The following is a 21,572-nucleotide window of genomic DNA, read 5'->3' as shown; positions in this document are numbered from 1 at the left end:
CGCATCATCTTTTGTCACAAAAGAATTGATTTCTTTCTCCCAATCAATTGTATCGTTCTTTACATTTTTTAATGGCAGTAAAATAGTTTCCGTTTTATTTTCAACGAAATCATAGACAAACTTTGACGCTAAAAACAAATAGAAAAGATTCATCACAAGTAAAATACCAAGAAAAATGAACAGAAATTGTTTGGTTAATTGATACTGCGTTGTTTTTTTATTTTTCATTATCATTCCTCAAAACATAGCCAACACCTCGAACTGTTTGAATCATTTTTCCATACGTTTTGGCACCAATTTTATTACGTAAAGTTCTAATATAGACATCCACTACATTAGTTTGTCCATCATATTCATAACCCCAAATATCATTCAACAGCTCGTCCCTTGTTTTAACAACTTCAGGTGTTTTCATCAGTTCATAAAGAATACCAAATTCCTTAGGTGTTAAATCAATGACTTCTTCCTCCAGTGTCACTTGATGTTTAGCAATATCCATTTTAATCCCGTGATAACTTAACATATCAAAAACCTGTTCTTGTTTTTGTAATCGACGTTCAATCACACGGATTCGTGCAAATAGTTCTTCAATTTCAAAAGGTTTAGTTAGATAATCATCTAAACCAGTGTCTAAACCGACGACAATATCTGTTGTTTGATTTCTAGCAGTCATCATAATAATTGGCACTTCACTTACTTTTCTAATTCTCCTAGCAACCGTAATGCCATCATAAATGGGTAACATCCAATCTAAAAGAATAAGGGTGATATCTTCTTGGTATTCTTGATAAAAAGTCATTGCTTCCTGACCATTTTTTGCCCAAACAACACGGTAACCCTCAAATGTTAACTCAGTTTCAATAAAGCTTGCTAAACTCTCTTCATCTTCAACTAGTAAAATAAACGATTCACTCATTTTCTATCACGTCACTCTCTAAGTATTAGTATCTACCTAGTTTAAGTTTACTAAAAACCAGTATGTTAAACTACTAAAACACCAAAAAATAAGATGAAGATTTCTTCATAAACAAAAAAACATGACACGTTTCGTCATGTTTTTCTGCTAATCATTTTAATTACCCATCACTAAAATGTGACATTTTCTATCTCTTACTCTATTTTGATCAAAATCGATAAAATAAATGTAACCTACCGTTCCTATTTGGGGCGTATTTTCTTTAATAATAAAATTCTCACTTGCTCCAAATAGCGAAGCTCTGATATGAGCATCTCCATTTAGGATGGTTCCTGGATCACACGGATAGTTTGGATCATTTAAAGACATTAAAAAGTCTAAATGTTCTGGTCCTGGGTAACGATAATTTGTATTTTCGCTTAATTCTCTTGGAACCATTTTGTCTAAAATATTGTTTAAATCGACTTGTAAAAATTCATCACCATTGAAATCTTTATCATGGACAAACTCTTCAAAAATTACTGAACACGTTGTATGTGGTGATTGAACTAGACAGGTTCCCGTTTTAACACCTGATTTTTCCACAATTGCCTTCACTTGTTCTGTAATATTATGGTAACTCACTCTTTTTCCATTCGATCTCAATGTCAATGTATCCGTATAAGTTATCATTATGCCTGTTCCTCCCTAAAATCTGCTAATTCTTTTAACATACTTTCTAACATCTCTACTGGATTTTCAGCTGAAACAATACCACTTGTTCCACCTGTTGCATCAGCACCTGACATTAACGCTTTTCTAACATCAGCAGGCGAGCTGATTCCGGCTGCTTGTAAAACACGAATGTCTGGATTAACAGACTTCACACTTTCATTTGTTCCACGCATATACTCAATATCACTTGATTGTCCTGTTCCAATTAACTCTGTTGGTTCACAAATCATAATATCAGGATTAAGTGTCGCAATTGCTTTAGCTTCTGCGATTGAATCTGCACAGACAATTGTTAATATATCTAATTCATCGGCTCTTTTCATCACGTTAACTAATTCAGAAACCTGAACAGGATGCTCAGCATGATTTAAAAATGTTGCTGAAACACCATTTTCAACTAAACTTTCTGGTAATACATAGCCCATACCGCGACCAGGGAATAAACTGTCCATATGTTGAACAGTGATAATTAAATTTTCAGTTGCTTGACTTATTCTGTAAGCATCTGCGTGTTGAACCGTAAATAAAACATCAACATCATATTTTTCAGCTAATTCATCTGCTCGAAGCGCTAACTCTAATGACTTTTCACCATATAGATATGCTTTAGGGTTAACAACAAAAAATGGTGCTCTCAATTCTTTTTTCACTAGTTCTTCACCTCTTCTGTATGGAAAACATTAAAATAATGAATTAATGTTTCTTCCATTCCTCTATTAGCCATTTCTTTTAATTGAAGATAATCCTCAGGCTTCTCATTATTAACTTTTTTAATTGCCGCTGTTAAGAAATCTGTAAAAATATTAATTTTACAGATACCTGTAATCGCACATTTTTCTAAATTTTCATCGCCTGATGAAGACCCACCATGAAGAACAAGCGGCACTGAAACAGCTTCATGTATTTCAGCCAAGCGTTCAAAATTGATTTTTGGCGTTCCTTTATAAAAGCCATGAGCCGTTCCAATTGATACAGCTAAAGAATCCACATTTGTTTCTTTAACAAACCTAATAGCATCGCTCACTTCCGTGTAAATACTATCTGTTTCTTCAGGCGTCTCATAGTTAACTCCTGAACCAACATGACCAATTTCAGCTTCAACAGCAACACCTTTACTATGAGCATACTCAACAATTGTTTTTGTTTTTCGAATATTTTCTTCAATGGTATCTCTTGAAGCATCAATCATTACTGAGGAAAAACCTAGTTCAATCGCTTTTTTAATCACTGACTCAGTTTCCCCGTGGTCTAAATGAAGAACAACTGGCGCTTTACTTTTTTCAGCTAAATACTTACCAATTAAAGCAGCCTCCTCCAAAGAAATTAATTCCATATGAGATTCAGCAAAAGCTAAAATTAATGGCTTATTTAATTTTTCTGCAGTTTCTACGTAAGTTCTGGCTGAATCAAGATCAATAAAATTAGTTGCAGGAATTGCAAAATTATTTTGATCCGCTACTTTAAAAAGTTCTTTTGAGCTAACTAACATGATAATCTTCCTTTATTTTCTTATTTTTTCTTCAATTTCTGCAAACATTGCATCCATTCCTATTCCTGTTAATAAAGGAATACCCATAATAACTTTATCTTTAATATTATCTGGAACAACTGTTGTACTGACAACAATGTCATAATCATCAATTTTATTCATTTCATCAGCAATTTTTGATTGGTATAAATGAACTTCTTGTTCTAGTCCTTTTTCTTTTAACCAAGTCTTTACTTTACTTGTCACAATTGTTGAAGTCGCTACTCCTGTACCACACATAATTAATAATTTTTTCATTTTAAATCATCTCGCCTTTCTTTTTAGGTAAAATTTTATTAACATAAATCAAGCCAATAAGTACGGCTGCTCCAATAATTGCTAGTCCACCCCAGCTTAATATTTTAGTAAGTCCAACATACATCCACGTTGTCCATAGACCACCTTCAGCTAATGCAGTAATCATCGAGTTTCCTTGCAAATCAAAGTTTGCAGCTTTTGCTGAAGCAGTTACTAATGGCGCTACCCAAGATGTAATGTAAAGAATTGTTACCATATAGATTGAACCACCGATAACGGTTCTAATGATGTTACCTCCAAATACAGCAGCCATTAAACAAACTAAAAATGGAATTGTCGCTAAATCACCAAATGGTAACGTAGTGTTTCCTGGTAAAATAACAGCTAATAAAATTGTAATTGGTACTAATAATAATGAAGAAGATAATACTGCTGGATGTCCTACTGAAAGAGCGGCATCCATTCCAATGTATAACTCTCTTCCTGGAAATTTTTTCTGAACAAATTGGTTAGCTGATTCTGAAATTGGTGTTAATCCTTCCATTAATAGCGCTACCATTTTTGGCATTAAAACCATAACTGCAGCTGTTTTAATAGCTAATTGACCCGTTCCTGCTACATCATATCCAGCAAGAATTCCCATCACTAACCCAATCATAAAGCCCATTACTGTTGAATCTCCAAAAACACCAAATTTCTTTTGAATTGTTTCTGGGTCTGCCTTCCAATCTTTAAGGCCTGGTGTTCTATCAAAAAGCCAATTCAACGGTATGGCAAAGATAAATCCTGGTGCTGCTGTCCCATGAGGGAACGTAATATTAGGAAAACCATAAAACTTCTTGATAACTGGTCCCAAAATATCACCAAATAATAAAATCATCATAAGATATACGACAGTGGCAAATATTCCCATCGCAAAATTATTTGTTAACGCATACACTAAAGATGAAATAAATGCTGCATGCCAGATATTCCAAATATCCACATTAAGTGTTTTAGTTAAACCTAAAACAATCAAAAGAATATTTAGCCCAACTCCAATTGGAATAGCTAAACTTCCTAGCACTGTTCCATAAGAGATTGCTGCTGCTGCTGGCCAACCAATATCGATAGTTGTTAAATTTAAACCAAATCTTTCTACCATTTGTTGAGCAGCAGGGCCTAAACTACCTCCAAGTAAATCTATTACTAGATTCAATCCAACAAATCCAACACCAACCATTAAAGCTGATGTAAATGCTTTTCCAGGTTTTGTTCCCAACGCAACACCAAAGATGAATATTAAAATAGGTAAAACAACGATTGAACCTAAATCGACAAACCATTGCAATGCATCTAACATTTTCTATTCTCTCCTTTTAATCTAAATTTTGATTACTCATTAACTGAATAAACTCTTTCTCATCTGTTATCTTAAGTAAGGAAGAAATCACTTCTTCATTTTGAAACATTTCAATTAGTTGTTGCAACATGCTTAATTGTTCATGTGCTTCTTTTAAAGCCAACATAAAAATTAAGCTTACCTTTACTTCTTTGTCTAATGTTCCCATCTCATTAAAAACCACGGGTGTTTTTAATGACATAAATCCTAATTGAGATTTTTTTACATACTCACTATCAGTATGAGGAATAGCAATTCCTACACCATTAACTAAAAGACCTGTAGGATACACTAACTCCCTTTTTAACACGTTTTCCAAAAATTTATCATTAACATTTTCCTTTGTTAACATTAATTTGGCAATATCAGTTATTGCTTCTTCTTTTGTTTTAGCACTTCCATTTAAGATAATAACTTTCTCATCAAAATACATGACTGTTACTCTCCTTTCGATACTATTAAATCTATTAATTCTTTTGTTGATTTTACTTTTGATAATTTCTCAACATAACCTACTCTATTAAATAAATCATACAATGTCGCAATAATATCTTTGGCCTCAGCCATATCTTTTTCAGATATTGCTAATAAACAAACCACACTAACTTCAGTTTGTCCCCACAAAATCGGCTTTTTTAAACAGACAATAGATAATTTAGTTTCTATAACTGTCTTAGGTTCAGCATGTGGAAAAGCAACACCTATATCTAAGCCAGTACTTCCTATCTCTTCTCGTTTAAGTAAATGTTGTTCAAATGCTTTTTCTACAAATGAGAGTTCAGTCATCTTATTTGATATAAATGTTAAAATATTTTCTTTTGTTTCAAATTCTTTTTCAAAAAAAAGTAGCCTAGGATCTAAATAGTTTATAATAAGTTCTTTTTTTATATCTTTTTTTGAAGAAAAATTTTGACCAAATTGATCGATTCTTGAAATCATAGATGATATCTTAGAGATTTCATCATTGGTTGGTAAAGGTGAGACATAAATTATTGGTGTTACTTGATTATTCATTTTTAACGGAACTGTTGAAATGATTAAATCAATCGATGATCTATCAACTTTTTTTAAAGTACGCTCATCAGAAACTTCCACAATAATATTCTTAGATATATTTCGCTCAATTCGATTTAAAATTAACTCTGATGTAACAAATCCAAAAGAACAAACGATTAAAACATGCTTTGTAACTTCTATCTTTTCAAAAGCTAATTGAAAATGAATCGTTAAAAAGCCAATTTCATCATCAGGCAGTATAATATTAAAACTTTCTTCAATTCCCGAAATAACTAGCCTAACTAAGCTAAACATCGTAGAATACTGCTTTTTAATACTTTCTAATAAAGGGTTTCTAACGTGTATCCCTGTGTTCAATCGATAAACCATTGGAATAATATGAGACAATAAAAATTTGGGTAAATCCTCATCATCAGAAAAATTCACACCTAATAATAGACTCATTTGACTAATCATTTTTAAAATTTCATGATCAAAGTATTCATCTATATTAGTACCAATAGCAAATGGTTGAACCCCATGTGAAAGTAAACATGAACTTAAGTATTGTATGTCCGATGTTGTAAAAACAAAGCCTAACTCTTTATTTATTTTTTCAGTTAGAGTCATACTACTCATATAAAGTTCCATATTTTGAATTTCTAAAAACATCATTTTTCTTTCATCTTCAATATGTTTCCCTATGCGAACTCTAGATAAGAAAATAAGCATGGTATGAAACAACGAATATTTCATATAGTTACTCAAATTTATTTGAGCACTTTCTGACACATCTTCAACATACTTTTCTGTTTTTTCTATTAATTCTTTTTCAAATAACAGTTCAAGATTTTCTTTTGTTAATATCTTTTTTACTTCTTGCTTTTGAATATAATCATGAATTAATTTTTGAACTAACGATTCTTCATATACTCCTTCTTGATGGATCTTTGAAAATTTAAGATGATATTTTTCAAAAAAAGAAGCAACTTCATCTCGATCATTTTTAACAGTTTGAGGCGTCACATATAACAAATTAGCATATTCTTGATAAGTTAAAGATTCCTTTGACAAAATTTCTTTTCCTAAAATAATAAGTTGTCTTTTCTCAGGTGTATAATCTTCTTGAATATTTTTTTCATATAATATCAATAACCTAATATGCTCTTTATCCTCTTCCTTATAAATTAATTTTATTCCTTTTCTAGGCACTTTTTTAATCCAGACTGTCGTATCATCTAGTTCTGATTGAATACTTTCTAAATCCTTATAAATTGTTTTAGTTGAAACTTTCAGAAGATTTCTAAAATAACTAGCCGGCTGATAATCGTTCTGATTAAACAATAATTTAAGTAGTTCCCTTTCCCTCTTACTAAGCATTTAACTCACCCTCCAGGAAGCGCTTTCCATATGTATACAATAAATTACTTTTTCTTTATAGTAAATCAAACGTTACTTCCACATTAATGTAGAACATTTTTACTTATATGAAAAAATAAACAATTTTTGATAAAAAAATACCGATAAAGTAAATGTTTTTTCTACATATACTTTATCGATATTTCTATTTACGTCGAGTCATTCGTTTTAAATCTCTTTCATAATCAGATTCATTGGAACGGCTGACTCTTCTCATACGACCTTTAATCGGCATATTTTGCAATGTTTTTAAGACCATTTCACCTTTACCATTAAGAATTTCAACAAATGTCGAAATATCTCTTAAATCAATAACACCAATATCGTCACCAGTCATGCCTTCAATATTACACAGAGCACCCACCACGTCTCCTGGTCTCATCTTTGTTTTCTTTCCAGCATTGATATGGATTTTCATAATCTCATCTTTGAAATCGTGGCCTTTTTCTTTTCGAAGTGTTGGTTTTTGACCTTGTTTTGTATCAAACTCAATCCGATATTTATCTACCATTGCTCTTGATGGTCTAGTCACTTCTTCAATTAAACGATCTTGCTCTTTTAAAATTAGATCAAACGTATTTTTATCTTTAGGATTAACTAAAGATAATGCTTTTCCGCTTTTTTCAAAACGAGCTGTTCTACCAATTCTATGCACATATGTTTCAGTTTTTTCAGGTAAATCATAGTTAACGACTAATCCAATATCTGCCACATCAATACCACGAGCAGCTACATCTGTTGCGACAAGATGTCTGAAATAGCCACGTTTAAACTCTTGAATGATTCGACTTCGATCATCTTGCTCCATTCCACCATGAAGCATCTCTATTTTAATACCTGCTGCTTGCATTTTTTCAGTTAAACGATCAACCATTAGTTTCGTATTACAGAAAATAATACTACTATCTGGATTTTCAACAACAAATATATCCTTTAATGTACTTAATTTGTTATCATCTTCAACACGAATAAATTGCTGGTGAATTCTCTTTTTCGTTGTATCAGTTGACTCAATTTCAACAAATTGAGGTTTCTTTAGAAAGTGTTCTGATAGATTTTGAACCGCTTTTGGCATAGTAGCCGAAAAAAGTGCGGTTGTCCTTTTTTTGGGTAACTCTTTTAAAACATCTTCTACTTGCTCAATAAAGCCCATTGTAAACATTTCATCTGCTTCATCAATAATGACTGTTTTTACTTGGTTTAAATTGATACTGCCTCTTTCAATATGGTCTAGTAAACGACCTGGAGTTGCTACCACAATATGTGTACGTTGTTTCAAATTTTTTACTTGAGACTGATACGAACTTTTTCCAAATAATGCTTCTACCTTAATTCGTTTATAACGACCAATATTAAAAATCTCTTCTTTTATCTGAGTAGCAAGCTCTCTTGTTGGTGTTAAAATTAACGCTTGTGGCGCTCTTTCTTCCCACTCAACAATTTCACAAAGGGGAATACCAAATGCTGCTGTTTTCCCACTTCCTGTTTGAGATTTAACAATGACATCCCGCTTATTTAATAATAAAGGGATAACTTCCTTTTGAACTTGCGTTGGACTCATGTAATTTAAAACAGTTAAAGCCTTAATGATCGACTCATCCAATGGATAATGCATAAAGTTATTTTGACTCATTTAATCAACATCCTTCAATAAAACAAGTAAAACACTTCACGATTCGACTTGCTTAAGTTTTTTTCAGCTCCCACAGTTTAACATGGTTTGGGGCAGATTACACGAAAAAGACGTTTTCATTAAAAATTAGATAAACATAAAATAGTTGTCTGGTTCCTCTTTATTTTTTAAAACATGCTCTAATATAGTTTTAAACCTTTTTTCCAGCACTGGCTGTTCCAAAATTTTAAAAATTGAAATGGCTTGATAACACTGTTCAAGACCTCTGTTAGTTTCTTCAAAAATAATTTTATACCATCCTTCATAAAACAATAAAAGGGTACTATTAGTTAAATCTCTTGCATCTTTTAATAAGTCTCTCGCATTTTCTAAAGATTTTTTAGCCCATACTTGATGTCTAAAATTAACAAAATATGAAAAACTTGAAAAGATCGTTTCAAGTTTAAAAAGAGCCATAACATGAAGCTCATTTTCCTTTTGTGTTCTTGAAATAGCAATAGGTAATAACTGATTAATTTGTTCTTCATGAAAGGTGAATAAAAAGAATTTAAATAGAACTACTTCAAAAACACCCCAATCCTCAACTTTATACAAATAAGAAATAACAGGTTTAGACAATAAATTAATTTCTTTAAATAATAATTCAGAGGTAGGACCTTCAAGTGAATTATTACGTTGAGATATATTTGATTGATACAGTAAAAGGCAAATATCACAGTAAATTGACACAAATTTTTGCCAGTTTATTTTCAAGTTCATCTCAGCTTTCACTTGCTTCATTTCAATAATTCCTTTTTCAAAATTCTCAGTCTCACTGCACTTATTAATATTAAGTAATTTCGCCCAATAAAAATAAAAGTCACTTGATAAATATCCGCGTAATACTTTCATATCCTCATTCAGCATTGGATTTCGTTCAAGTTCACGTAAATAAATAAACTCTTCCATTGAGACATTCACATTTTGCAATAATCTCTCAAACCTTAAAAGACTAATATTAGATTGACCTTTTTCAAATTTACTAATGAAAGACACACTATTTACTTCATCTGATACCTGCTCTAAGCTAAATCCTCGATCTTTTCTAAGTTTTCTAAATAACTTTCCTTCATCCATTTTCTCACCTTTTTTCCACTATAGTAGAATTTTATCTCTTCTTTATTTTACCTCAATTATACTTAAATTAACAAAAAATAATGAGGTGAAAACAATGAACGTCTATTTAAAAAACAGAAATTACAGAACACTCACAAATGCTTCTTTGCTTAATGCGATTGGTAACAGCCTTTACAACATTGTCTTTATCGTTTACGCTAGTACACTATCCTTCAACACACTAGCTATCTCACTAGCTTCTGCAACTATTTTTATTCCAAGTTTTTTTCAACCATTTATTGGACATATTGCAGATAAAACAAAAAATAAATTCAAATGGGTTATTATTTCAAGAATCGGACAAGTCATTCTCTTTTTATCACTCGCTAGGCTAATATTACTTGAAGGCACACTTTCTTTATTTCTTATTCTTCTATTAATTAATGTTCTTGGCGACTGTCTAGGTATGTTTAGTGGCGCTCTCCAATTACCATTCATTAAACTTCTGGTTCCTGAGGATGATTTAGTGGAAGCCATGGGATTTCAAAATGGCTTAAACACACTCATTCAACTTATTTTTCAAGGTGTTGGTGCATTAGCGATTGTTAAACTGAATTATAATTTCTCACTCTTTGGTTTAATTAATTCCTTTACTTTTCTTTTAGCGGCCCTTGTTATCATTACTCAATACAATGTGTTAAGTTCTTTGGAAAAACAATTGACTACTCACTCATTTCCAGCTACATCCTCTTTCAAAAAAGATTTTAAAGAAACTATCCAAATATTTATGAGTAATCCTTTTTTAAAAATGTTAATTTCATATGCTGTCTTGATTAATCTTCTCTTTTCTTCTTCAGAAGGATTGATTAATATCTCATTACTTAAAAGAGAAGTCCTTTGGTTTGGAAATCTTCCAAATACCATTGCTCTTATCAGTATCAGCACATCTGTCGGCCTACTACTTGGCTCGCTTTTAACGATGGATTTTTTCAAACATATTAAAACAAATTCGATTATCAGTCTTGTTTTAGGCAATGCTTTCTTACTCTCTATTTCAATCGTTGTGATTCAGTCTAAACTCTTACTAATCCTTCTTTTGTTTACCTTTGGCTATTTACTCGGAAAACTCAACCCTAGGCTTTCTGCTTATATGATTAGTGAAGTACCAGAAAACAAACTAGGTCTGACAAGTGGTATTTTCAACGTATTGGTTATGGCAGGTACTCCACTTGGGCAACTAATTTTCTTGGGATCCGCAAATTTAGTGAATGATGTTATAAGTTGGGCTCTCTTTGGCTTTTTAGGTATACTATTCTTTTTCCTGGCCATTACAACAAGTAAAAATGTTGTTGATCCAATTACTGCAAAATAAAAACTACGACTTTTTTTAGCCGTAGTTTTTTTACTATAATGAATATTTTCTAAGTCTTATTTCTAACGGAGTAACCTCACAACATTCATCTTCTTTAATAAAGGATAAAGATTCCTCTAAGGTCATCTGTTTCGTTGAGCGCAATACATAAGTTGCTTCTTTTGTTGCTGAGTGCATATTATTTAAGTGACGTTTCCTTGTCACGTTAACCTCTAAATCACTTGACTGGTGATGTTCACCAATTACCATTCCTTCATACACTCTATCTCCTGCGTTAACAAACAAAGTGCCACGATCCTCAATATTTTCTAAGCCATACGTTGTCACAACTCCCGTATATTTAGAAAGAAGTGAACCTGTTTTTCTCGTTAAAAATTTCTTGTTTTTAGTTAACTGATACGAATCAAATTGCTGATAAAAAATACCCGTGCCTTTTGTTAACGAAAGATATTCTGTTAAATAACCAATCATGCCTCTTGTTGGAATAAAAAAAGTTAAATACGCCTGATTTTCTTGCACCGTCATCTCTTTAAGTAGCCCTCCTCGCTCACTTAAAGAATCAATCACAACACCTGAATATGTTTCATTCATTCGGGCAGTTACTTTTTCATAAGGCTCAAAAGTTTTACCATCTATTTCTTTTTCCAACACGCTAGCACTTGATACTTGAAATTCAAAACCTTCTCTACGCATTTTCTCAATTAAAATTGAAAAATGAAGCTCTCCTCGACCATACAATAACCATTTATTCGGGGACTCTGTCGCAAGCATTTTTAAAGAGACATCTTGTTTCAACTCACGTAAGAGACGTTCTTCAATTTTTCTCATGGTAAGCATTGTTCCATCTTGTCCTGCAAATGGTGAATCATTAATCGAAAACAACATTTGCATAGTTGGTTCTTGAACATCAATTACTGGTCGTGATTCAGGACAAGTCACACTCGTAATCGTCTCTCCAACAGTCATCTCATTAGATCCTGCAATAGCAACAATATCTCCCGGAAAAGCTTCTAAAACAGCCACTCTTTCCAGATTTTTAAATACAAACAATTTACTAATCCTAAAATTTTTGATACTACCATTTGATTGAACAAGAGAAACTTTTTGCCCCGATTTCACACTACCTCTAAAGACGCGTCCAATCGCTACTTGTCCTAAATAATTATCATAACTTACTAAAGCCACCTGAAATTGAAAGGCTCCACTTGAGACAACTGGACAAGGAATTGACCTTAAAATTGTTTCTAACACTGGTACCATTGATTTTTCTTGAGTAGCTAATTCTGAAAAATAGCTTGATGTTCCATTCAAAGCAGATGTGTACACCACTGGAAAATCCAATTGCCTCTCATCTACATCCAACTCAATTAAAAGATCTAACAAACTATCTACAGACTTCTCTGGGTCGGCACCATCTCGATCCACTTTATTAACTACTGTTAAAATCGGTAAATTGTAGGCTAGCGCTTTTTCTAACACAAAACGTGTCTGAGGCATAGGCCCCTCAAAAGCGTCAATGACTATAATAACACCATCAACCATTCCCATAATCCGCTCTACTTCGCCACCAAAATCTGCATGTCCTGGCGTATCTACAATATTAATCGTTGTTCCTTTATAACAAATCGATGTTGCCTTTGCTAAAATAGTGATACCTCGCTCTTTTTCTAATTCATTCGAATCTAATGTTCGCTCTTCAAATACTTGCTGAGACAATTGATTAGTTTCTTTTATCAGTTCATTAACTAAACTTGTTTTCCCATGATCCACATGAGCTATAATTGCTACATTTCGTTTATTTATCATGGCTTCACTCATGTTTCCAACAATCTTGTTGCTTGGATCATGAAGGATGTTTTCTTCCATTTTTTATCGCTCCTAACATATTAGTGGGCTGAAAAAAAACATCCTTCTTCTGGAAACGGTGGAACCATGATTTCAATCCTTGCGGTATAAAAATTCATGTTATCCCTCCTTAACGTTTATAATAAATTGAAGTCTAACAAGAGTTTTAAAAACTGTCAAATTTTTCCTTACACCAATAAAAAAAGAACTAAAAATCGATCAAATTTTTAGTTCTTTCTTCATCATCTAGTCGCCATTTTTTTAAATCTCTTCATTCCTGTTAATCCCATAATTATTGTAAAAATAACAATTCCACTCACACTTAACCAAAGTGGCATGGATGTTGTTGTATCAATCATTGTACTTCTTAAAGCCTCGTTAATATAGACCAAAGGATTTAACAAAACTAATCCCTTTAACCAAGGAATAACGCTCAATGACTCCCAACTAAAGAAAATCGCCCCAGTAAAAATAATTGGCATTAAGAATCCAGGGAACATCGCTGCAATTTGCATTGGTTTAACAATCGTACCCACTAATAATCCTAAAGTAGCCGATGTAACAGAGCTAACTAAGAGAATTGCCACAAGCATCATCATATCAAAACCTGTCATTGAAAACTCTAAATAACTTCCCATAAAAAGAATCGATACAGGAAGGACAATTAATGCTCCAATCCATGATTCAATAATACCTACTACCATTTTTGACCAAGCAGTCACTTTGATACTAACTGGAGCTTGCAGCCGGTCTTCAATTTCTCTTGAATTATTAAAATCCATTGATAATGGTACGGCAGTTCCGTGAATCCCTGTAATCAGCAAACTCATACCAACCATCCCAGGAAACATTTGATTAGGAAAATCTGATGATAGTATTCCAATTTTAGGTAGGACATAACCATACGTTAATATTAAAATAAACGGTAACATCGCCACCCTAAAAATAAATTCTGACCAGTTTCTCATTTGAATCATTAAATCTCGCTTTACCATAATCCAAAACACTGTTGATGTACTAACATTATTTTTCATTTTATTTATCTCCTTCATCGGTTGTTAAGTGAATGAAAATATCGTCTAGTGTCGTTGAACTCAATTGAATATTTTCTAACTGGGTTATCGATTTTTCGAATAAATGAAGCACTTCAGTCAAAGCCTTCTTACTTTCATTTGGATAAATCACATAATTTTTTTCATCCACAACTTTAATACTTTTCACCGTTTCTAAATTGGATAACTTCTTCGAAAATAAATCTGATGCCTGATCTACTTTTAAATAAATTAAACTTTCTGAAGGTATTTGTTTTCTCAATTCATCAATTGTGCCAATTGCTTTAATTTCTCCTTTATTGTAAATTGCCACTCTGTCTGAAAAACGCTCTGGCTCTTCCATGTAGTGAGTCGTTAAGAAAACTGTTGTTTTATTTTCTTTATTTAGCCTTAAAACATGCTCCCATAAGATTTCGCGATAAGCAGGATCTAAACCTGTTGTTGGTTCATCTAAAAATAAAATGGCTGGCTTATGCATAATTGCTCTAGCAATTTTTAAACGCTGAGCCATTCCTCCTGAAAAGCTTTTTACATAGTCATCTTTCCAATCGAAAAGACCAAAGTCTTTTAATAATCCTGCTGCTCTTTTCTCCGCTTCCTCTTTACTTAACCCGAAATATCTACCATGATATAGTAAATTTTCATGTGCCGTTAATCCTCTATCTAAATTGTTATGCTGAGCAACAATTCCAATTTTTGTCCGAGCATTAATTGGATTTGATTTAATATCTTCACCATCAATTTTTATTGTTCCAGCTGTTAATGAAAGCTGTGTGGTTACCATGTTGATTGTCGTACTTTTACCAGCTCCATTTGGACCTAAGAAACTAAAAATTTCTCCTTCTACTAAATTAAATGAAATACCATTAACTGCTGTGTGTGACTCTCCATTAGCTTTTTTAAATACTTTTGTTAAGTTGTTTACTTCTAAAATGTTGTTCATTATAATCCTCCTCTTTTCTATCTACATTTGTAACTCTTGAGATTAGTTTACAATCGTAAATTGTTTTTGTCAAGTATTTACCCTAAATAAAAAAAACATGAACAATCAAATAAATCGATTGTTCATGCTTTTTAATTCGCCTAGAAAAAGCTTAGTATTTTCTTCTAAAGAAAACACCTACTCCTGCAAAGGAAATAAGAGACATACCTAACAACAAGGTTAGTACTGGATTATCCTGTACTTCTCCTGTCTTTGGTAAATAACGTTGTCCTCCTGTTTTACTTGTCGGACCAGTTTTAGTACCTGGTTTTATCTTCTTACCTGGATCAATTTTCTTAGTTAATGTATTAGTAATAGTTGTACCATCTACCTTAGAAGTATAGTTTTTAACAGCCACTTCTTTTAATGTATACTTATATTCGTTTAACTCTTTATCATATTTTGGTAAATCTTTAAACGTAAAGTTCCAATTACCTGATGCATCAGGTGTTACTTTCTCAGTTTTAAAAGCAACCTTACTATCATTTTGATAAACTTCAACCATAATTGACTCAGGACGAAGACCAGCTTTATTATTATTGTCTTCCCATAGCTTCTTACCTTTTATACTTGTAATATCTTTGTTTTGATATGTATTAGTGATTGTAGTTCCCTCTACTTTAGATTCATAACCTTTTACAGGTTGCTCTTTCACTGTATAAACATACTCATTTAACTTCTCATCGTATTTAGGTAATGCTTTGAAGCTATACTTCCAATGACCATTTTTATCTGGCATAACTTCTTGTGTTCTAAATGGTTTTTCTCCATTATTTTGATATAAGTCAACTTTAATCACTTTTGGACGAACTTTTAATTTATCATCAAAGTCGTTCCATTTTTTCTCACCAGTAATTTCAGTTATCTTAACATTTTTATAGGTATTAATAATCGTGGTACCTTCGATAACTGTTGAATAATCATCAACTTTACGTTCTTTCACTGTATATTGATACTCATTTAACTTGTCATCGTATTTTGGTAAATCTTTAAAGGTATATTTCCACTGACCATCTTCACCAGCCTTAACTTCTTGCGTATCAACAGGTTCTTTGCTGTCATTTCGATACAAATCAACTGTAATTGACTCAGGACGTTTTGATAATTTATTTTCCTCATCATTCCATTGTTTTTCACCGTTGATATCAATTAACTCTTTATTCTCGTATGTATTAGTGATTGTAGTTCCCTTAACACTTGAGTCGTAATTAGGAACTTTTTGTTCTTTCACTGTGTAAGTATACTTATCATAGTTATCATCGTATTTTGGTAAATCTTTAAACACATAAGACCAGTTGCCATTTTTATCTGGTGTGACTTTTTGTGTTTTAAAAGCTTCCTTGCCATCATTTTGATATAACTCTACTTGAATAGATGTTGGTCGTGAATTAATTTTATTGTCTTCATCTATCCATTTCTTCTCACCAGCAACTTCAGTTGTGTCATCATTTCGATAAGTATTAGTAATGTTGTTTCCATCAATTTTACTATCATAATGAGCAACTTCTTTTTCTTTCACTGTATAAACATACTCATTTAATTCTTTATCATGTTTAGGTAAATCCTTAAATGTGTAATTCCAATGACCATCTTTATCTGGCGTAACAGTTTGTGTTTTGAAGGCTTTTTTGCCATCATTTTGATATAACTCTACTTGAATAGACATCGGACGAACTTTTAATTTATTGTCTTTATCGTCCCATTTTTTCTCACCAGAAAGTTCAGTTTTTTGATCGTTGATGTACGTGTTTGTAATAGTTGTACCTTCAATATGACTTTCATAACGAGAAACTTCTTGTTCTTTTACTGTATAAACATATTCATTTAACTCATCATCATATTTTGGTAAATTATTAAAACTATAAGCCCAATTGCCATCTTTACCAGCTTTCACAGTTTGTGTCGCCATTGGCTTCTTACTATCATTTTGGTAAAGTTCGACTTTAATTGATTTTGGTCTAAGATTTAATTTATTATCTTCATCATTCCAAACTTTCTTACCAGTAACTTTTGTTTTGTCATCATTACGATAATCATTAGTGACAGTTGTTCCCTCAATCGTTGTATCATAATGCGGTACTTCTTTTTCTGATACTGTGTAATGATATTCATCTAGGTTGGCATCATATTTTGGTAAATCTTTAAATGAATATGACCACTTGTTGTCAGCACCAGCAGTTACTTTTTGCTCTGCCATTGGTGTTTCATCACCATTTTGATGTAAGTAAACAATAATACTGTCTGGTCTTACACCTAATTTGTTATCAACATCACGCCAAATTTTTTCACCACTAATATCTGTCTTATCTTTGTTTTGATACGTATTAGTAATCGTTGTGCCTTCAACTTTAGAATCATAATTTGTCACATCTTGTTCTTTCACCGTATAAATGTATTCATCGTAGTTTTCATCATATTTTGGTAAATCTTTAAATGAATATTTCCAATCCCCATCAACATTAGCTTTTACATTTTTAGTTGCTATTGGTGTCTTACTATCATTTTGATATAAATCAACCTTAATTCGTTTTGGTCGTTTCTTCAATTTATTATCAAAGTCATCCCATTTCTTCTCACCATTCACTTCAACTTTATCATCATTTCGGTAAGTATTGGTAAAGTTAAAATCAGTTTGATTGGTATCATAATGCGGTACTTTTCTCTCTGATACTTGGTAAGTATACTCATCGTAATTATCATCATATTTTGGTAAATTAACGAATTCGTATTCCCAATGACCTTTGTCATCTGCTTCAACTTTTTCTGTAGCATAAGGTGATTGACTATCATTTTGATATAAATCAATATAGATATATTCTGGTCGAACATTTAATTTATTATCTTTGTCTTCCCATGTTTTTTCACCTTTGACACCAATCACTTGGTTATTTTTATAAGTATTAGTGATAGTTGTACCTTCGATTGTTGAAGAATAATTTGATACTTTTCTCTCTTTAACCGTGTAGTTATATTCTTCTAACTTTTCATCATATTTTGGTAAATTAATAAACTGATAGGTCCACTCATTGGTACCATTTGATTTAACAAATTGTGTTCTAAATGGTTTTTTACCATCATTTTGGTATAATTCCACTTCAATTACACTAGGGCGAGTATTCAACTTATCGTCTTTATCTAACCACACTTTTTTACCATTCACTTCTGTTTTTTCATCGTTATGATAGTAATTAGTGATAGTTGTCCCATCTATTTCAGTTTGGTAGCCATCAACTTTCTGTTCTTTAACCGTATAAACATACTCATCAAGTGTTCCATCCTCGTACTTAGGTAAATCATTAAATTCATACTTCCAATTACCATCTTTATCAGCTTTTACTATTTGCGTTTGTTTTTTTATATCATTTTGATATAAATCAACCGATATTTCATCGGGACGTTTCCCTAACTTATTGTTTAAATCTGCCCATTTCTTCTCGCCAACAACTTTTGTTAATGCTGTATTTTGATATGTGTTGATGATATCTGTACCTTCAACAACACCCAAATAGCCATCAACATTTCGTTCTTTAACCGCATAAGTATACAGGATTAAATCTTCATCATATTTCGGTAAATCTTTAAAGGAGTAGCTCCAATCACCATCTTCATCAGGTACCACTTCTTGTGTTTGATACACGTCATCTTCAGAATCAGAACGATATAAATCGACAAAAATTGACGTTGGACGCGTTGATAGTTTATCATCAGCATCATTTATCCATGCTTTATCACCATGAATTTCTGTTGTTTGATTATTTTGGTATTCATTAGTAATCACTGCACTTTGATTAGTTGTTTGTTCCACTGTTGCAGTATAATCTGATACTCTCATCTCTTTTACAGAATAACTATACTCAACTAAATTATTATCATGTTTTGGTAAATCTTTAAACTCATAATGCCAGTTACCTGAAGTATCTGGAATTACTTTCTGCGTTCTATATGGAATTTTCCCATTATTACGATACAAATTAAGTCGAATACTACTTGGTCGTGTATCTAATATATTATTGTGATCTTCCCATTTTTTTAATACTTTAAAACTTGTTTTTTCATTATTAACTAAAGTATTCGTAATTGTAGTGCCATTAACCTCTGAGATTGATGACTCATAGCCCTCTACAACATCCTCTTCAACAGTATATTTAAAAGGATTTAACGAGTCATCGTATTTTGGTAGATCAGTAAATTTGTACGTCCAATTGCCTTGTTCGTCAGGAGTAACCTTTTGTGTTTTAAAAGGATCATCTCCACCGTTTTGAAATAACTTAACCGTTATGTCGTCAGGACGTTTGTTTAGTAGATTACCTTTATCAAACCATACTTTTTTACCCTCAAACTCAGTTGTATCATCATTACGATAACTGTTTTTAATATTCATACCGTTAATACTCGAATCATAATGAGGGACATTTACTTCTTTTATAGTGTATTTATATTCTTTGTACACATCATCATATTTTGGTAAATCATTAAATTCATAGTTCCAGTTACCAGCATCATCTGGTTTAACTTCTTCAACTTGATAAGGAACATCTCCACCATTTTGATACAATTCAACTTGAATTGACTCTGGTCGACTTTCTAACTTATTACCTGCATCATCCCACGTTTTGTTTCCTTTTAAATCAATCGTCTCGTTATTTTGGTATTTGTTCTCAATGTTGTTTCCGGTAACTACTGACTCATAGTCTTTAACTTCTTCTTCCTTAACACTATATTGATATTCATCACCTTGAGAATCATATTTTGGTAAGTTAATAAATTCGTATTTCCATAACTCAAGAACAGATGTCTCTTGAGTCATAATTTTTCCGTCAGAATCGATCATTGGTTTTTCATTTTGATAAAGAATAACTTTAATTTTGTCAGGACGCTTATTCAAAATATTATTCTCATCACTCCAACTTTTTTCACCTTTAACAAACGTTAACTCATCAAGTTTTTTGGGTCTGTTTACAAAATATGGACCTGAACTCGTTTGATCGTATTCATCAAGTTTTTCTTCTTTAACTACATAAACATACTTATTTCCATCTGCATCATAAACTGGTAAATCTTCAAAAACATAAGACCAATTATTTTTTTCAGATAATACTTTTGTTTGACCTGTAGATGTTGCTGTTTCTGCATTAAGTCCTCTAAACAATGTCACTGTTAATTTAGCAGGTCGATCACCAACTTTGCCATCAAAATCATCCCACGTTTTATTTCCTTCAACTTTAGTTGTTTCTGTATTAACGTAAGTATTTTTAATAGTATAATCCTCTACTGTATTAGTTGAATCAACCGACTTATCGATTGTTGTTGTATATCCTTGAACATCCTTTTCTAACACACGATACGTATATGCTTTACCCTTTGTATCGTAAACTGGATATTCTTTTCCAAAATCATACTTCCAATTTTTACTCTCATCTGTTTTTGTTTCATCAATTTTTTTATTATTTCTTAAAAGATAAATTGTCACTTCTTTTGGACGAGTTTCGAATTTATTTCCATAGTCATCCCATTTTTTCTCACCCTTAAATTTAACTGTTTCAGAATTAACATAATGATTGATAACATCATTTCCTACAAATTCAGGAGTATACTCATTTTTCTCATCTTTAAAAGTAATTTCTTTGATTTCATACGAAATTTCATTACCTTCTTCATCATACTTGTCTAAATCAGTAAATTCATAGGTCCATTTTTTAGTAATTGGATTTTCTTGTACTACTTTTGAATCTACATGCTTTTCTTCGCCATTTACAGTTTTGTATAACGCAACAGTCACATCGGATGGGCGAATACCAAATCCATTTTCATAGTCATCCCATTTTTTCTCACCAGACAAATCAATTTTTTCTGTATTTTTGTAAGTATTGGTAAGTGTCACTTCATAATGATCCTCTTTAGTTTCCTTAATTTTTGATTCCCAAGTATAAGAACCATCTACCTCTTCAATAACTTCATATTTATAAGGTTTTCCATGCTCATCATATTTTGGTAACTCATTAAATTCAAAACGATAGCTTTTTTCTGGATCATCAGAATCTTTTTTAACTGTTTTCGTTTCTTTTTTCTTCCCATCTTGCAACAAATGAACTATTATTTCATCTGGACGAGTTTCAAATTTATTGTTGTAATCATTCCATACTTTGTGTCCATCAATATTAACAGTGTCAGTATTAGTATATTTATTAATAATGTTAGTTCCTTGAACACTAGACACATAATTCGGATCGACATCTAATTCTTTCACTGAATATTCAATAAGATTTTTATCTTCATCATATTTTTGAAGACCTTCAAATTTATAGGTCCAACCCTTTGCTTCAGCTTCAGTGGTCACATGTTTTCCATTTGCATCTAAAACTTCTTCTTGATTTTTCCCTT

At 31.9% G+C, this 21,572-nt stretch carries 16 protein-coding genes; 1 reads left to right on the top strand and 15 read right to left on the bottom strand.

The window, feature by feature from the left end; genetic code table 11:
* The 11 genes from RR554_RS00655 to RR554_RS00605 form a co-directional block, all read right to left on the bottom strand.
* Positions 1-228 (bottom strand): hypothetical protein (locus tag RR554_RS00655; RefSeq protein WP_332462109.1); only part of this gene is annotated, 228 nt, incomplete at its 3' end.
* The gene (locus RR554_RS00650) at positions 218-916 is read right to left on the bottom strand and encodes a response regulator transcription factor (RefSeq protein WP_332462110.1); all 699 of its coding nucleotides are present in this window, start codon (positions 914-916) and stop codon (positions 218-220) included. The genes RR554_RS00650 and RR554_RS00655, both read right to left, overlap by 11 nt.
* Before the next feature lie 156 nt (positions 917-1,072).
* On the bottom strand, positions 1,073-1,588 hold the full coding sequence (locus RR554_RS00645; RefSeq protein ID WP_332462111.1) for a YjbQ family protein: 516 nt from the start codon (positions 1,586-1,588) through the stop codon (positions 1,073-1,075).
* Positions 1,588-2,280, bottom strand: coding sequence for a triose-phosphate isomerase (locus RR554_RS00640; RefSeq protein ID WP_332467216.1), 693 nt, complete (start codon positions 2,278-2,280; stop codon positions 1,588-1,590). Before RR554_RS00640 ends, RR554_RS00645 begins: the two co-directional genes overlap by 1 nt.
* The gene (locus tag RR554_RS00635) at positions 2,280-3,119 is read right to left on the bottom strand and encodes a class II fructose-bisphosphate aldolase (RefSeq protein ID WP_332462113.1); all 840 of its coding nucleotides are present in this window, start codon (positions 3,117-3,119) and stop codon (positions 2,280-2,282) included. The genes RR554_RS00640 and RR554_RS00635 overlap by 1 nt, the downstream gene beginning before the upstream one ends.
* Before the next feature lie 12 nt (positions 3,120-3,131).
* Positions 3,132-3,416 carry a PTS sugar transporter subunit IIB gene (locus RR554_RS00630; protein WP_332462114.1) on the bottom strand — a complete coding sequence of 95 codons (285 nt, stop codon included), beginning with the start codon at positions 3,414-3,416 and terminating at the stop codon, positions 3,132-3,134.
* A gap of 1 nt (position 3,417) precedes the next feature.
* Complete coding sequence (locus tag RR554_RS00625) at positions 3,418-4,758, bottom strand: PTS galactitol transporter subunit IIC (RefSeq protein ID WP_332462115.1); 1,341 nt, start codon at positions 4,756-4,758, stop codon at positions 3,418-3,420.
* 16 nt (positions 4,759-4,774) lie between these two features.
* Positions 4,775-5,230: a PTS sugar transporter subunit IIA gene (locus RR554_RS00620; RefSeq protein WP_332462116.1), complete on the bottom strand. Its 456-nt coding sequence runs from the start codon at positions 5,228-5,230 to the stop codon at positions 4,775-4,777.
* 5 nt (positions 5,231-5,235) lie between these two features.
* On the bottom strand, positions 5,236-7,173 hold the full coding sequence (locus RR554_RS00615; protein WP_332462117.1) for a BglG family transcription antiterminator: 1,938 nt from the start codon (positions 7,171-7,173) through the stop codon (positions 5,236-5,238).
* Between the two features lie 184 nt (positions 7,174-7,357).
* Entirely contained in the window at positions 7,358-8,845 is a 1,488-nt protein-coding gene (locus RR554_RS00610) for a DEAD/DEAH box helicase (protein WP_332467215.1), read from the bottom strand.
* 126 nt (positions 8,846-8,971) lie between these two features.
* A complete protein-coding gene (locus tag RR554_RS00605; protein ID WP_332467214.1) occupies positions 8,972-9,961 on the bottom strand; it encodes a helix-turn-helix domain-containing protein in 990 nt (329 codons plus the stop codon).
* A 94-nt stretch (positions 9,962-10,055) separates the two neighbouring features.
* On the opposite strand from RR554_RS00605, the gene RR554_RS00600 reads away from it, so the two are divergent.
* Complete coding sequence (locus tag RR554_RS00600; RefSeq protein WP_332467213.1) at positions 10,056-11,312, top strand: MFS transporter; 1,257 nt, start codon at positions 10,056-10,058, stop codon at positions 11,310-11,312.
* A gap of 33 nt (positions 11,313-11,345) precedes the next feature.
* On the opposite strand, the gene typA is transcribed toward RR554_RS00600, so the two are convergent.
* The 4 genes from typA to RR554_RS00580 all read right to left on the bottom strand — a co-directional run.
* Entirely contained in the window at positions 11,346-13,130 is a 1,785-nt protein-coding gene (typA, locus tag RR554_RS00595; protein ID WP_443081173.1) for a translational GTPase TypA, read from the bottom strand.
* A 269-nt stretch (positions 13,131-13,399) separates the two neighbouring features.
* Positions 13,400-14,191 (bottom strand): ABC transporter permease, encoded by a 792-nt coding sequence (locus RR554_RS00590; protein WP_332462122.1) that lies wholly within the window; start codon positions 14,189-14,191, stop codon positions 13,400-13,402.
* A gap of 1 nt (position 14,192) precedes the next feature.
* Positions 14,193-15,152, bottom strand: coding sequence for an ABC transporter ATP-binding protein (locus tag RR554_RS00585; protein ID WP_332462123.1), 960 nt, complete (start codon positions 15,150-15,152; stop codon positions 14,193-14,195).
* A gap of 151 nt (positions 15,153-15,303) precedes the next feature.
* On the bottom strand, positions 15,304-21,572 hold a 6,269-nt coding region (locus tag RR554_RS00580; RefSeq protein WP_332467212.1), incomplete at its 5' end, for a Cna B-type domain-containing protein.

It is taken from the genome of Vagococcus sp. (assembly GCF_036639995.1).
Taxonomy (GTDB): domain Bacteria; phylum Bacillota; class Bacilli; order Lactobacillales; family Vagococcaceae; genus Vagococcus.
Note: the sequence above shows the minus strand (reverse complement) of the source record. Positions and strands in the feature narration are given on the sequence as shown.